13 protein-coding genes are annotated in these 13,811 nt (G+C 71.3%); 4 read left to right on the top strand and 9 right to left on the bottom strand.

Annotation, left to right across the window (positions count from 1 at the left end; translation table 11 throughout):
- Positions 1–69 precede the first annotated feature (69 nt).
- On the top strand, positions 70–654 hold the full coding sequence (locus ABZ671_RS03955; protein ID WP_357850808.1) for an NUDIX hydrolase: 585 nt from the start codon (positions 70–72) through the stop codon (positions 652–654).
- Between the two features lie 65 nt (positions 655–719).
- Here ABZ671_RS03955 and ABZ671_RS03950 read toward each other — a convergent pair whose 3' ends face one another.
- Both ABZ671_RS03950 and ABZ671_RS03945 read right to left on the bottom strand, forming a co-directional pair.
- Positions 720–1,811, bottom strand: coding sequence for a sugar phosphate nucleotidyltransferase (locus tag ABZ671_RS03950; protein WP_357850804.1), 1,092 nt, complete (start codon positions 1,809–1,811; stop codon positions 720–722).
- 63 nt (positions 1,812–1,874) lie between these two features.
- Complete coding sequence (locus tag ABZ671_RS03945; RefSeq protein ID WP_357850801.1) at positions 1,875–3,020, bottom strand: glycosyltransferase family 1 protein; 1,146 nt, start codon at positions 3,018–3,020, stop codon at positions 1,875–1,877.
- A gap of 151 nt (positions 3,021–3,171) precedes the next feature.
- Between ABZ671_RS03945 and ABZ671_RS03940 the strand changes: the two genes are divergently transcribed.
- Positions 3,172–3,861 carry a TIGR03089 family protein gene (locus tag ABZ671_RS03940; RefSeq protein WP_357850798.1) on the top strand — a complete coding sequence of 230 codons (690 nt, stop codon included), beginning with the start codon at positions 3,172–3,174 and terminating at the stop codon, positions 3,859–3,861.
- Between the two features lie 89 nt (positions 3,862–3,950).
- On the opposite strand, the gene ABZ671_RS03935 is transcribed toward ABZ671_RS03940, so the two are convergent.
- Together ABZ671_RS03935 and ABZ671_RS03930 are read right to left on the bottom strand one after the other, a co-directional pair.
- Positions 3,951–5,939, bottom strand: a complete 1,989-nt coding sequence (locus ABZ671_RS03935) for an acetoacetate--CoA ligase (protein ID WP_357850795.1) — start codon at positions 5,937–5,939, stop codon at positions 3,951–3,953.
- Between the two features lie 172 nt (positions 5,940–6,111).
- Entirely contained in the window at positions 6,112–6,630 is a 519-nt protein-coding gene (locus ABZ671_RS03930) for an acyl-CoA thioesterase (protein WP_357850792.1), read from the bottom strand.
- Between the two features lie 23 nt (positions 6,631–6,653).
- On the opposite strand from ABZ671_RS03930, the gene ABZ671_RS03925 reads away from it, so the two are divergent.
- A complete protein-coding gene (locus ABZ671_RS03925; protein ID WP_357850789.1) occupies positions 6,654–7,313 on the top strand; it encodes a hypothetical protein in 660 nt (219 codons plus the stop codon).
- A 69-nt stretch (positions 7,314–7,382) separates the two neighbouring features.
- On the opposite strand, the gene ABZ671_RS03920 is transcribed toward ABZ671_RS03925, so the two are convergent.
- The 5 genes from ABZ671_RS03920 to ABZ671_RS03900 form a co-directional block, all read right to left on the bottom strand.
- Positions 7,383–8,024, bottom strand: a complete 642-nt coding sequence (locus tag ABZ671_RS03920; RefSeq protein ID WP_357850786.1) for a response regulator transcription factor — start codon at positions 8,022–8,024, stop codon at positions 7,383–7,385.
- Positions 8,017–9,180 carry a sensor histidine kinase gene (locus ABZ671_RS03915; protein WP_357850783.1) on the bottom strand — a complete coding sequence of 388 codons (1,164 nt, stop codon included), beginning with the start codon at positions 9,178–9,180 and terminating at the stop codon, positions 8,017–8,019. The genes ABZ671_RS03920 and ABZ671_RS03915 overlap by 8 nt, the downstream gene beginning before the upstream one ends.
- A 3-nt stretch (positions 9,181–9,183) precedes the next feature.
- Entirely contained in the window at positions 9,184–9,879 is a 696-nt protein-coding gene (locus ABZ671_RS03910; RefSeq protein WP_357850780.1) for an ABC transporter permease, read from the bottom strand.
- Positions 9,880–9,892: 13 nt separating this feature from the next.
- Positions 9,893–10,804, bottom strand: coding sequence for an ABC transporter ATP-binding protein (locus ABZ671_RS03905; RefSeq protein ID WP_357850777.1), 912 nt, complete (start codon positions 10,802–10,804; stop codon positions 9,893–9,895).
- A 158-nt stretch (positions 10,805–10,962) separates the two neighbouring features.
- The gene (locus ABZ671_RS03900; RefSeq protein WP_357850774.1) at positions 10,963–12,123 is read right to left on the bottom strand and encodes an acyl-CoA dehydrogenase family protein; all 1,161 of its coding nucleotides are present in this window, start codon (positions 12,121–12,123) and stop codon (positions 10,963–10,965) included.
- Positions 12,124–12,368: 245 nt separating this feature from the next.
- Between ABZ671_RS03900 and ABZ671_RS03895 the strand changes: the two genes are divergently transcribed.
- A complete protein-coding gene (locus tag ABZ671_RS03895; protein WP_357850770.1) occupies positions 12,369–13,796 on the top strand; it encodes a UDP-glucose/GDP-mannose dehydrogenase family protein in 1,428 nt (475 codons plus the stop codon).
- Positions 13,797–13,811 lie beyond the last annotated feature (15 nt).

Here is a 13,811-nt window from a genome sequence, read left to right as displayed (position 1 = left end):
CCGGTCGTCCCACCCGCGTGGACACGCCCAATCGACTGCGGAGCCAGGGCGCGCTCGTAGAGTGTGCGGGTGCCCGACCTCCGCACCGACCTGCCGGCGTACGCCGACCTGCATGCCGACGCCACCGCGGTGCTGAGCCGCTGGACGCCGACCAGCCCGGCCGCCGCCACGGCCCGCGACCGGACCCTGGAACTGCTGGCCGCCGGGCCGGTGGCGATGAGCCGTGGCCACCGGGCCGGGCACGTCACCGCGAGCGCGCTTGTGCTCGACGCGACCGGCGAGCGGCTCCTGCTCTGCCTGCACGGCAAGCTCCGCAAATGGGTGCAGCTCGGCGGGCACTGCGAGCCCGGCGACCGGACCCTGGTCGCCGCCGCGCTACGGGAGGTCGCCGAGGAGTCCGGCATCGCCGGGCTGATGGTCGACCCGGAGCCGATCGACGTGGACATCCACCCGGTCACCTGCCAGGGTGGCTCGCTGCACTATGACGTACGGTTCGCCGTGCTCGCCCCGGCGGGGGCGACCGAGCGGGTCAGCGACGAGTCCGAGGCGCTGGGCTGGTTCCCGCCGGACCGGCTGCCCGAGCCGCTGGCACACGCCACCGTGCAGCTCGTCGCGCCGGCCCTGGCCGCCTTGGCCCGCCGCGCCGTCGGCTGAGCCGGGGCGCGGCAGGCCCGGTGCCGGGCTGAGCCGGGGCGCGGCGGACCGGCCGCCGCGCCCGGTCAGACCAGGCTCTCCTCGCCGCGGTCCTTGAGTTCGTCGACCAGCTTCTTGACGTCCTGGGCGCGGTCACGCGGGCAGACCAACAGCGCGTCCGGGGTGTCGACCACGATCAGGTCGCGTAGGCCGAGGACCGCCACCAGGCGCCCCGACTGCGGCACCACCACCAGGCCGTCGCTGTCCCGCAGCAGCACACCCGGCTTGGCGTCCGCGCCCAGCACCACATTGCCGGCCTCGTCGGCGGGAAGCACCTCGCCGAGGGTGTGGAAATCGCCGACGTCGTTCCAGCCGAAGTCGCCCGGCACGGTCCCCACCCGGCCGGCGGTCGCCGCGCCCTCCATCACCGCGTAGTCCACCGAGATCTTCGGCAGGGTCGGCCAGACCGTGCCGAGGACATCGTCCTGCTCCGGGGTGCCCCACGCCGCCGCGATCGCGGTGATCGCCGCGTGCAGGTCCGGCTGCTGCCGGGCCAGCTCGGCCAGGAAGACGTCCACCCGCCAGACGAACATGCTGGCGTTCCAGAGGTGCCGGCCGGAGCGGAGGTAGCGCTCGGCCACCTCGGCGTCGGGCTTCTCCTTGAACTCCGTCACCGGGCGCAACAGGCCGTCGCCGGCCGGCTCGCCGGTCTCCAGATAGCCGTAGCCGGTCTCCGGTCGGGTCGGGGTGATGCCCACCGTCATCAGCAAACCCTGCTCCGCGCCGCGGATCGCCTGACGTACGGTCTCCGCCCAGCGCGCCGGGTCGCCGATCAGGTGGTCGGCGGCGAACGAGCCCATCACCGCCGTCGGTTCGCGTTCCGCGATCACCGCCGCGGCCAGCGCGATCGCCGCGCACGAGTCGCGGGGTGACGGCTCGACCAGGATGTTCTCCTCGGGCAGGCCAGCCAGTTGCCGGGCCACCGCCGCGACGTGCGCGGCACCGGTGACCACCAGCGTCCGCTCGGGCGTGGTCAGCGGCGCCAACCGGTCCACCGTCGCCTGTAACAGCGACGCCGGGGTGCCGGTCAACGGGTGGAGGAACTTGGGATGGCCGGCTCGCGACAGTGGCCACAACCGTGTGCCACTGCCACCCGCCGGAATGACGGCGTAGAACATCAGCACATCATGCCCGAACCGTCCCACCTCGGACCGCCGGTCGACGGTACCCGCAGCGCCGACTCAGGAACGGGCCCGGCTCCACGCGGCGATGTGGACCTCCGCACTGGACTCCCAGGTGAACTCCTTGGCCCGGTCGAAGCCGGCCTTGGCCAGCGAAAGCCGGCGCTGCTCGTCGTCGAACAGTGCGGAGAGGTCGGCGGCGATCTGGTCCGGGTCCTCGCTGGTGTACGCCACCGCGTCGCCGCCCACCTCGGGCAGCGACAGCCGCGGCGTGGTCAGCACCGGCGCCGCGCAGGCCATCGCCTCCAGGATCGGCAGACCGAACCCCTCGCCGTACGACGGGTAGGCGGCGACCAGCGCGCCGCCGAGGAAGCCGGGCAGGTCGGCGTAGCGGAGGTAACCCGGGCGGAGCAGCCGCAGCTGCGACGGGACCTCGCCCACCGCGCGGTCGATGTCGTCGTCGTGCCCCTGACCGCCGGCGATCACCAGGGCCGGGGGGTTCTCCCGGCCCGCCGCCGCCCGGGCCCAGCCGCGGATCAGGTTGGGTACGTTCTTGCGCGGTTCCTTGGCCCCGAGGAACGCGATGTAGCTGCTGCCGCCCAGCCCCAGGCGGGCCCGGACCCGGGCCTTCTCCTCCTCACTCGGGGCGTGGAAGGCGGCCTGGTCGACCCCGTGGTACGCCACGTCGATCCGGGTCGGGTCGGCGTCCAGCAGCCGGATCAACTCATCCCGGGTGGCCTTGCTGGGCACGATCACCCGGCCGGCCCGACGCAGCGAGGTCTTGATCGCGCTGCGGAAGAACGTCCGGCGCGACTTGTCGTAATGCTCCGGCTCGGTGAAGAACGTCGCGTCGTGCACGGTGACCGTCACCGGGCAGCCGGCCCGCAGCGGGCAGGTGTAGAAGGGCGAGTGCAACACCTCCGCGCCCACCTGCTGAGCCAGCAACGGCAGGCCGGTCTGCTCCCAGGCGAGCCGGGCCGGGCGGTGCGCGACCGCCGCCGGGGCGGGGATCACCTCGGCCCCGGGCAGCATCCGGGTGTAGCGCTCCAGGTCGGTGCGGAGGCTCACCACGACCAGGTCCACGCCGGTGTCGCAGACCCGGCCGAGGGCGCCGAGCAGGCCATCGACGTATCTACCGACGCCGCCGCGATCGGCGGGGACACTCGTGGCGTCGATGAGCACGCGGGGTGGGCGGCCGGCGGTCACAGGGCGACTCCTCGGGCAGGCGGATCTGTGGGCCATGACACTGTCGGCAAGCCTACGCCGGGCTCGGGTCCCAGCGCTGACTGCGACCCGACGGTACGCCGACTTGGCATTGTCATCGAGTACGGATTCAGGACGCGTATCGTTCGCGCCGATGGCCGACAACATTGCCCGGGTCTTCGCCGACGCGATCGCGACCGACCCCACCCGCCCCCTGCTGACCTGGTACGACGACGCCACCGGCGAGCGCACCGAACTGTCCGGCGCGACGCTGGCCAACTGGGTGGCCAAGACCGCCAACCTGCTTGTCGACGAGGCCGCCCTCGGCCCCGACGACACGGCCGGCGTGCTGCTGCCGCCGCACTGGCAGACCGCCGCGGTACTGCTCGGCTGCTGGTCGGCGAAGCTGACCGTGGTCGACGCGCCGGGCACGGTGGATGTGCTCTTCGCCGCCGCCGACCGGGTCGACGCGGCGTCCACCTGGTCTGCCGGCGAGCGCTACGCCCTCGCGCTCGACCCGTTCGCCCTGCCGATGCGGCAGGTGCCGGCGGGCTTCACCGATTTCGTGTCGGCGGTACGCGGCCACGGCGACCACTTCACGCCGTACCCGCAGGCGGGCGTGGCGGACGCCGAGTTGCTGGCCCGCGCGCAGGCCCGGGCCACGGAGCTCTGCCTCACCCCCGGCGACCGTCTCCTGGTGGACGTGACGCGATTCCCCGACCCGGTCGACTGGCTCCTGGCACCGCTGGCGGCCGGCGCGACCCTGGTTGGCTGCGCCAACCAAAACCCGTCCCACCTCAACGCCCGCACGGCTGCGGAAAAGGTCACCCGCACCCTGAACTAGCCGATCATGGAGTTGTGGCACCTAACAAAAGGTGCGAACGCCCTCTTTCCGGCGCCACAACTCCATGATCGACGGGGTGGGGTGGGGGGTCAGGCTGGGGTGGGGTTGGTGGCGGGGGGGCGGCGTTGGGCGAAGGTGGCGAAGGCCGTTAGGGACTCGGGGTTGGCTAGGGCACCCTTTGCCGCCGCCTGGTCGATTGGGGTGCCGGTGAGGATCTTCTTGACCGGGACCTCGAGCTTCTTCGCGGAGAGGGTGCGGGGGACGGCGCGCACCTGGTGGATCTCGTCGGGGACGTGCCGGGGTGACAGGGCTGTGCGCAGCTCCCGGTTGATCTTCTTCCGCAGCTCGCCGTCCAGCTCCAGCCCCTCGGCGAGCACCACGAAGAGCAGCAGCTCGCCGGCCCCGCCCTCGTCGTCCTCCAGGTGCACCACCACCGAGTCGACGACCTCGTCCAGCCCCTCGACCACCGTGTAGAACTCGGCGGTGCCGAGGCGTACGCCGCCCCGGTTCAGGGTGGCGTCGGAGCGGCCGGTGATCACGCAGCCGCCCCGCTCGTTGATGGTGATCCAGTCGCCGTGCCGCCACACCCCGGGATAGACCTCGAAGTACGCCTCGCGGTAGCGCGAACCGTCCGAGTCGTTCCAGAAACCCACCGGCATGCTCGGCATCGGCTCGGTGATCACCAGCTCACCGAGCTCCCCGATGACCGGGGTGCCGTCGGCGGAGCGCGCCTCCACCTTCGCCCCGAGCGCCCGGCAGGTGATCTCACCGACGTGCACCGGCAGCAGCGGCACACCGCCGACGAAGCCGGTGCAGACGTCCGTGCCGCCGGAGAGCGACTGGAGCTGCAGGGTGTCGCCGACGTTCTCGTACACCCAGGTGAAGCCCTCGGCGGGCAGCGGCGCGCCGGTCGAGCCGAGCCCGCGCAGCGCGGTGAGATCGGCGATGTCCTTCGGAATGAGGCCCGCCTTGCGGCAGGCCAGCAGGAACGGGGCGGCGGTGCCGAAGTAGGTGGTGCCGGTCCGCTCCGCCAGCCGCCAGAGCGCGCTCAGGTCCGGGTGGCCCGGGTTGCCGTCGAACAGCACGATCGCGGCACCCACCGCCGGCCCGGAGACCAGGAAGTTCCACATCATCCAGCCGGTGGTGGTGAACCAGAAGAACCGGTCCGCCGGGCCCAGGTCGTGGTGCAGGGCCAGCATCTTGAGGTGCTCCAGCAGGATGCCGCCGTGGCCGTGCACGATCGGCTTGGGCAGGCCGGTGGTGCCGGAGGAGTAGAGCACGTAGAGCGGGTGGTCGAACGGCACCGGGGTGAAAGTCAACGGCTCGTCGCTCGCCGCCGCCAGCTCGTCCCACGAGATCGCGCGCGCCGAGGGCACGCCGGTCGGATCGAGGTACGCGATGCCGACGGTGTGCTCCAGTGACGGCAGCGCGGCCCGGATGGCGGCCACCTCGTCCCGGCGGTCGACCGGTTTGTCGCCGTACCGGTAGCCGTCCACGGCCACCAGAACCTTGGGCTCGATCTGCTGCCACCGGTCGGTGACACTGCGGGTGCCGAACTCGGGGGCGCAGGAAGAAAAGGTCGCACCCAGGCTGGCGGTGGCGAGCAGCAGCACGAACGTCTCGGGGATGTTCGGCGCGTACGCCGCCACCCGGTCGCCGGGGCCGACGCCGAGCCGGCGCAGCCCGGCCGCCACCCGGCGGACCTGCTCGCGCAGCTCGGCCGCCGTGAGCGTCTCCGGCGCGCGGGTCTGCCCGTGCGCGATCACCACCGGGTCGTCGTCGGCCCGACCGGGCATCCGCAGCACGTTCTCGGCGTAGTTGAGCGTCGCGCCGGGGAACCAGCGGGCACCCGGCATGGCCCGGTCGGTGAGCGTGGCGGTCGGCGGGGTGTGCGCGACCACATCGAAGTAGTCCCAGATCGAGTGCCAGAACGAGTCGAGGTCGGTCACCGACCAGCGCCACAACGCGTCGTAGTCGGCGAACTCCAGCCCCCGGTGCTCGGCCAGCCAGCGCAGGTAGTCGCCGACCCGGGACCGCTCGCGCACGTCGGCCGGCGGCGTCCACAGCACGTCACCCACTGCTCCACCCTCCCTCAGGCCCCGGTCACGACACTGTGCATGGGCCGTGGCGCCATCTTGCCCTACCTCGCCAGGCCATTGTCCGCACCGGGTCCCGCCGCCGGGGCGTGCCCCGCCCACACCACCCGCCGCCCCCCTGTGTGGCCGGGAAGGAGGGGCCCCTGCTTCCGAATCAGGCGCGGCGGTGGGCCTGGATGGCGCGGCGCCGGGCCAGCCGGTGGGCCCGGCGAATCTCCGCCTCCCGGTAGCGCCGCTCGTCGTCCGGGGTCTCCGGCAGCACCGGCCGGACCGGACGCGGCGCGCCGCCGACGTCCACGCCGACGAAGACCAGGTACGCCGTGGCGACCCGGACCGGCTCGTCCTCGGCCGAGTCCCAGCGCTCCGCAACCACTCGCACGCCCACCTCCATCGAGGTGTGCCCGGTCCAGTTGACCTGGGCGTGCGCGTGCACCAGATCCCCCACCCGGACCGGCTCGGAAAAGACGATCTCGTCGATCGAGGCGGTGACCGCGGTGCCGCCGCTGTGCCGGGCCGCCGCCGCCCCGGCGACGTCGTCGACGAACTTCATCAGTACCCCACCGTGCACGGTCCCGTACAGATTGACATCGACGGCAGTCATGATCCGACTCAACGTGACCCGCGAGTACGAGGTCGGCTTGCCCGCCGGCTTGGCGGAGGGGTGATCTGTCATGCCAGAAACGGTACGGTGCGCGGATGCGACATCTCTGGAGCTTCCTCGCCGGGTTGGTGGTGGCGCCCATCACCTGGGTGCTCGTCACCCTCGGTCAGGACGGGTCTGGACGTATCGTGCACCGCTGGGTGGACCTCGGTACGTACAGCACGCCCAACCTGATCGAGCCGGCCGTCTACCTCGGCGTCGCCGGCATCCTGCTCGGCCTGCTCGGCACGCTGCGCTTCTCCCCGCTCGGTCCGCTCGTGGCCGGGCTGCTGCTGGTCGTGCCCTACCTCGGCCTGTTCGTCGCGCCATTCACCATCCGTGACCAGATTCCCGAGGGCTGGAAGGTGCTCGGGAGCCCGCTGCCGCTGCGCCAACCGGTGGAGAACGGCACCCTGTTCCTGATCGGCGTGCTGCTGCTGATGGCCGTGTTCAGCCGGCAGCGGTGGCGGCGGTGGCCCGGAAAGCCGGCGGTCGCGGCACCCCCGAGCCCGACCGACGCGCCGATCGAGAACCCCCGCCCGCTCGGCGACTGGCCGCCGTCCGACCTGACCGACACGGACACCGCCCCGCTGACGCTGGGCTATCCCGACCTCACCCCCACCGAACCCCTGCCCCGCCGGGTCGGCGGCGAGTCGCCGTGGTCCGCGCCCCCGCGTACGGCGTCCCGCGTCGACGGCAGCACCGAGTCCCATTGACGACCGCGGGCGGGCCGGGAACCCCGGCCCGCCCGCCCGGACCCCCCGCTCGCCTGAAGCCGGGGCTGGTCAGCCGTTCTCGAGGGTCAGCAGGCCGCGGCGGAAAGCGACGGCGACGGCAGCCGCCCGGTCGTTGACGCCGAGCTTCGTGTAGATGTGCAGCACGTGAGTCTTCACCGTGGCCTCGCTGATGAACAGGCGCGCGGCGGCTTCGCGGTTGGTGGCGCCGTCGGCGATGAGGCGGAGGATCTCCAACTCCCGGGCACTCAACGGGTCGGCGGGCGCGCGGACCTGGCCGAGGAGTCGGGTGGCGACCGACGGGGAGAGCACGGCATCGCCCCGAGCCGCGGTACGGACGGCACGGACGAGTTCGTCCCGGCCGGTGTCCTTGAGCAGGTAGCCGGTGGCTCCGGCCTCGATCGCGGGCAGGACGTCCCGGTCGGTGTCGTAGGTGGTCAGGACGAGGACGCGGGCCGCGCTGCCTCGCCTGCCGAGTTCCTTGATCGCCGTGACGCCGTCCATCCTGGGCATGCGGAGGTCCATGAGGATCACGTCGGGGTTCAACGCCTGCGCGAGTGCGACGGCCTGGGCACCGTCTCCGGCCTCGCCGAGCACCTCGAAGCCCGGGTCGCCGACGAACATGCCACGGATGCCGTCGCGGACGACGGGATGGTCGTCGGCGATCAGCAGCCGGATCGGGGCCTCAGTCACGTGCCACCGCCGGAACGGTCGCGGAGATCGCGGTGCCGAGGTCGGGTTCCGACTCGATCTCCAGCGTGCCGGCCAGGCGGCTCACCCGCTTGCGCATCGAGACCAGTCCGAAGCCGCCGCCGTTTCGGACCCGCTCGGGGACGAATCCGGCGCCGTCGTCACGCACGTCCAGGGTGACGACGTCCTCCATGTACGACAGGGTCAGCCCGACCCGGGACGCGCCGGCGTGTTTGGCCGCGTTGGCCAGGGCCTCCTGCGCGGTGCGCAGCAGCGTCTCCTCGACCTCGGGATGCATGGGGCGGACCGTACCAGTGACGGTGAATTCCGCCCGCACCCCGTTGAGCTCGCCCCACTGGGTGACGACGTCCTTCAGCGCCTCGGGCAGTGGCGCCGCCGCCAACTGGCCGGGGCCTACCGCGTGCACGGACCGTCGGGCATCGGCGAGGCTTTCCCGCGCCAGCCGTACCGCGTTGTCCACGTGGCGTCGCCAATCCTCGGCCTGCTGGGCCGCCTGGAGCTGGGTGATGATGCCGGTCAGGCCCTGGGCGAGGGTGTCGTGGATCTCCGCGGCCATGCGCTGGCGTTCGTCGAGCACACCTCCCTCGCGGGCCTGGACCAGCAGTTGGGCCTGCAGTCCCGCGTTCTCCCGCAGCGCCTCCTCGAGCTGCGCCACCATGCGCTTGCGCTCGGCGCTCCGCTCGGCCGTGATCTCGCCGACGAAGCTGAACAGCGCGACCCCTGCCACGATGGCGGCGATGAAGAACAGATAGCTGAGAATGCCGGTCGGGGTCGGATCGGGCAAGCCGCCCCAGTAGGCCGCGACGTTGATCGCCGCCGTGCCGGTCAACCCGACGAACCGCCAATACCCCTTCAGGTACTGCCATGAATGGAGGTATCCGGTGAAACCAAAGAAGGTCGCGAACCAGACCCCCTGCGTGCAGAGCACTGCGATCAGCACCACCAGCCCCGCCACGTAGAGCACGCCGCGCGGCACCAGCCGGATCCAGGCGGCGGCGAACGCGGCCAGTCCGAGCGTGGCCCACGACCTGCCGTCGATGAGCAGCGAGAGCATCGCGGAGGCCGCCAGCAGGACGTACGGGGCGGCTGCCAGTTGGCGCTCGGCCAGCCTCTCCCATCGGTCGAGCCGCCCGGCCATACCTCACTCCCAGCGGAAGAACCTGGCCGCGGCGATGCTGATGACCACGGCGTACGCGGCCAGCACACCGAGCAGCAGGGGGCTCGGAGCGCCGTCCCCCCAGACGTCTCCCAGGCTCTGCCGGAACGCGCCCAGCGGGGTGTACTCCCCGATCCGGGCCACGATAGCGGGCATCTGGTCCGTGGGCTGCATAAGCCCGGCGAGGTAGGCCATCGGAAAGTACAGCAGGACACCGATCCCGTTGGCGGCTCGGCCGTTCGGCGCGACGGCGGCGATGAGCAGGCCGACGGCGAACATGGCCGCCGTACCGAACAGGAAGGCCAGCACACCGGGCAGGACCCGGGTGGGCAGGTGAGCGCCGAGGACTGTGCCGGCGACCGCCAGCAGCAGGGCGCATGTGGTCAGCGCGAGCACGAACTGCAGGAGCAACTGCACCAGAAGCAGGTTCCCGGGGCGTACCGGCGTGGTGGAGAGCCGGCGCAGGATGCCCCGCTCGCGATAGGTGGCCATGGTGGTCGGCAGCAGGTACAGGCCCACGAGCCCCACGGCGATCGCCAGCGCCATCGGCAGGAGCACCGTGTCACCCCGCTCGATGGAGCTGCCGAAGACCACGAGGATGAACAGCGGGATGAGTAGGGAGAACATCGCCCCGGGTTCCCTGGTCAACAGTTTCAGTTCGACGATGGCGAGCTTGGTCATGGTCTTTCCTCCGTCAGTGAGTGGCGTCGAACGAACGGCCGGTCAGTGCGACGAACGCGTCGTCGAGGGTGTGCTTGTCGATGCGCAGATCACTGACCAGGACGTGGTGGCGGGCGAGGTGGGCGGTGACGGCGGTGGCGAAATCGCCCCTGCCCGTGACGGCCACCCGGTTGCCCGTCCTGGTCACGCCGGTCACCCCGGGCAGCCCGCCCAGCTCGACCAGGTACCCCGCCATCAGCGTGAACCGGATCTGGTGTTCGAGGTCGATCCCGTCGACCAGCCCGCTCGGGGTGTCGATCGCGACGACCTTGCCGCGGTCGAAGACGGCAACCCGGTCGCAGAGCTCCTCCACCTCGTCCATGAAGTGGCTGACCAGCACCACCGTCACGCCGCTCGCCCGGACCTGCTTGATCAACTCCCAGGTGGTGCGGCGAGCCTGCGGGTCCAGCCCCGTGGTCAACTCGTCGAGGAACGCCACCCGCGGATTGCCCACCAGCGCCAGCGCGATGAACAGCCGTTGTCTCTGGCCACCGGACAGCTTCCCGAAGCGGGCGTCGCGCTTGTCCGTCAGCGCCCATTCCTCGAGCAGCTCACGCCAGTCGCGGGGCTTGGCATAGAAGGAGGCATACAGATCGAGCGCCTCCCACACCTTGATGTTCTCCGGCAACTGCGTGTGCTGGAGCTGCACCCCGATCTGCTCGCGCAGCTTTCGTCCGTCCCTGACCGGCTCGAGCCCGAGCACCCTGATCGAGCCGCCGTCCGGCTGCCTCAGCCCCTCCACGCACTCCACGGTGGTGGTCTTGCCGGCGCCGTTCGGCCCGAGAAGGCCGAAGATCTCGCCCTCCGCCACGGAGAACGACACCCCGTCCAGAACGGTCAGGTCCGCGTAGCTCTTGCGGAGGTCGCTGACTTCGATGACTGCCATGGCTCAAGCATCGATTTCCTGCGCCCGGGACGAATCGATCTGCCGGCCCCACCCCGCCGGGGATGCTGTTGACCCGAAAATCCACCAACTGGTTGATGCGGAAACCCAGAAACCCCGCCAACCGGGGTACGGGTGACGGGGTTTCCACAGGTCAACGCCTACTTGAGGAGCTGGCGCGCCATCACGATGCGCTGCACCTGGTTGGTGCCCTCGTAGATCTGGGTGATCTTGGCGTCCCGCATCATCCGCTCGACCGGGTAGTCGCGGGTGTAGCCGTACCCACCGAGCAGTTGCACGGCGTCGGTGGTGATCTCCATGGCGGCGTCCGAGGCGAAACACTTCGCGGCGGCACCGAAGTAGGTCAGATCGGCATCGCCCCGCTCGGACTTCGCGGCGGCGGCGTACGTGAGCTGCCGGGCCGCCTCCAGCTTCATGCCCATGTCGGCGAGCATGAACTGGACGCCCTGGAATTCGGCGACGGCCTTGCCGAACTGCTTGCGCTCCTGGACGTACCCCTTGGCGTAGTCCAGCGCGCCCTGCGCGATGCCGAGCGCCTGGGCGGCGATGGTGACCCGGGTGTGGTCCAGGGTGCGCATCGCGGTGGCGAAGCCGGTGCCCTCGGCGCCGATCATGCGGTCCGCCGGGATCCGGACGTTGTCGAAGTAGACCTCGCGAGTGGGCGAGCCCTTGATGCCGAGCTTCTTCTCCGGAGCGCCGAAGCTGACCCCGGCGTCGGACTTCTCCACCACGAACGCCGAGATGCCCCGGGACCGCGCTGTGGGATCGGTCACAGCAAAGACCGTGTAGTACTCGGAGACACCCGCGTTGGTGATCCACCGCTTGACGCCGTTGAGCACCCAGTGGTCGCCGTCCCGCACCGCCTTGGTGGTCATCGAGGCGGCGTCGCTGCCCGCCTCCGGCTCCGAGAGGCAGTAGGAGAACATCGCCTCACCGGCGGCGACCGGGGTCAGGTACCTCCGCTTCAGCTCCTCAGACCCGGCCAGGAGCAGCGGCATCGTGCCCAGCTTGTTCACCGCCGGGATCAGCGAGGAGGCGGCGCAGGCGCGGGCCACCTCCTCGATCACGATGGCCGTGGCCAGCGCGTCCGCGCCGGCGCCGCCGTACTCGACGGGGATGTGCGGGGCGTGGAAGTCGGCCGAGCGCAACGCGTCGTACGACGCCTTGGGGAACTCACCCGTCTCATCAGCCTCAGCGGCATGCGGAGCCACCTTCGCCGCACAGACCTCACGAACCGCTTCCCGGATCGCGTCGTGCTCCTCCGGCAACCGGTAGACGTCGAACGACTCCTCTGCGGCCATGTCGGACCCTCCCCCTTCACCGCTAAAATGCGCAGTCCGAGCGCTTCAGCACCCTCGGCCGCACAGGCAGAAGGATAGCGACCGAGGATCTGGGGCACCTTACCGCCGCGTAGGCTCGTACATGATGGGCGTCGAAGCCGCGCGCGACCGACAGAACCAGAGCACGGTCCCCATCGGTGCCCAGCCAGGCGCCGCGGCAAATTGCGACGCGAGGAAGCGGCGCCAGTGCGAGCGGAGAAGAAGGCGTGACGATCCCGTACCCGAACACCCAGCCGGTGCCGGCCATCGCCGCGGTGACCCCGCCCTCGGGCGCGGCCCGGCCCCGGGTGACCTTCCTCGGCACCGGCTATCTGGGGGCAACGTACGCCATCTGCTACGCCGAGCTGGGTTACGAGGTGCTCGGCTTCGACGTCGACGCGGACAAGATCGCCAAGCTGAACGCGGGCGAGGTCCCGATCCACGAACCCGGCCTGGACGAGCTGCTCCGGCGCAACCTGGCCGCCGGCCGGCTGCGGTTCAGCACCGACATCCAGGAGACCGCCGACTTCGGCGACGTGCACTTCATCTGCGTCGGCACCCCCCAGCGGGCCGACGGCCTGGGCGCCGACCTGTCGTACGTCGAGGCGTCGGTGACCAACCTCGCCCAGCACCTGACCCGCAAGGCGCTGATCGTCGGCAAGTCCACCGTTCCGGTGGGCACCGCCGAGTGGGTGGAGCAGTTGGTCGGCAAGCACACCCCCACCGACCTGGGCGTCGAGGTGGCGTGGAGCCCCGAGTTCCTCCAGGAGGGCTTCGCCGTCGACGACGTGCTGCGCCCCAACCGGATCGTGGTCGGCGTCAAGAGCGAGTGGGCCAACGGCATGCTCTACGCCGCCCACAAGGGCGTCTTCGACCTGGCTGCCACCGAGGACCGCGAGGTGCCGCTGGTGGTCACCGACTTCGCCACCGCCGAGCTGGTCAAGGTGGCGGCGAACGCCTTCCTGGCCACCAAGATCTCCTTCATCAACGCGATGGCCGAGGTCTGCGAGGCCGCCGGCGGCGACGTCACCCAGCTGGCCCGTTCCATCGGCTACGACCCCCGGATCGGCAACCGCTTCCTCCAGGCCGGCCTCGGCTTCGGCGGCGCCTGCCTGCCCAAGGACATCCGGGCCTTCCAGGCCCGAGCCCAGGAGCTCGGCGCCGGCGAGGCGCTGCGCTTCCTGCACGAGGTCGACCTGATCAACATGCGTCGGCGTACCCGGGTGGTGCAGGTCGCCGCCGACCTGCTCGGCCGCCGGTCGGGTCCCGCCGGGCCGGACCTCTCCGGCACCCGGGTCGCCGTGCTCGGCGCCACCTTCAAGCCGAACACCGACGACGTACGGGACGCCCCGGCGCTCGCGGTCGCCGCGCTGCTCGGCAAGGCCGGCGCCGACGTGCACGTGTTCGACCCGCAGGGCATGGAGAACGCGCGGCGCGCGGTGCCCGAGTTGACGTACGCGACGAGCATGAACGACGCGGTCCGCGACGCCGACCTGGTCTGCGTCCTCACCGAGTGGGCCGAGTTCCGCAACGCCGACCCGGTCGCCCTCGGCGAACTGGTCAACGGCCGCAAGGTGGTCGACGGCCGCAACTGCCTGGACTCCACGCTCTGGACGCAGGCGGGTTGGGAGTACCGAGGCATGGGCCGCCCCTGACGCCTCGCCGGCAAC

It is taken from the genome of Micromonospora sp. NPDC006766 (assembly GCF_040636055.1).
Lineage (GTDB): Bacteria > Actinomycetota > Actinomycetes > Mycobacteriales > Micromonosporaceae > Micromonospora.
This window is presented reverse-complemented; position numbering and strand designations above follow the sequence as displayed.

Coding starts and splice junctions, on each gene's coding strand:
- ABZ671_RS03950 (WP_357850804.1), bottom strand. CDS start 1,811: ATGTTCTACGCCGTCATTCCGGCGGGTGGCAGTGGCACACGGTTGTGG.
- ABZ671_RS03940 (WP_357850798.1), top strand. CDS start 3,172: ATGGCCGACAACATTGCCCGGGTCTTCGCCGACGCGATCGCGACCGAC.
- ABZ671_RS03930 (WP_357850792.1), bottom strand. CDS start 6,630: ATGACAGATCACCCCTCCGCCAAGCCGGCGGGCAAGCCGACCTCGTAC.
- ABZ671_RS03925 (WP_357850789.1), top strand. CDS start 6,654: ATGCGACATCTCTGGAGCTTCCTCGCCGGGTTGGTGGTGGCGCCCATC.
- ABZ671_RS03915 (WP_357850783.1), bottom strand. CDS start 9,180: ATGGCCGGGCGGCTCGACCGATGGGAGAGGCTGGCCGAGCGCCAACTG.
- ABZ671_RS03910 (WP_357850780.1), bottom strand. CDS start 9,879: ATGACCAAGCTCGCCATCGTCGAACTGAAACTGTTGACCAGGGAACCC.
- ABZ671_RS03905 (WP_357850777.1), bottom strand. CDS start 10,804: ATGGCAGTCATCGAAGTCAGCGACCTCCGCAAGAGCTACGCGGACCTG.
- ABZ671_RS03900 (WP_357850774.1), bottom strand. CDS start 12,123: ATGGCCGCAGAGGAGTCGTTCGACGTCTACCGGTTGCCGGAGGAGCAC.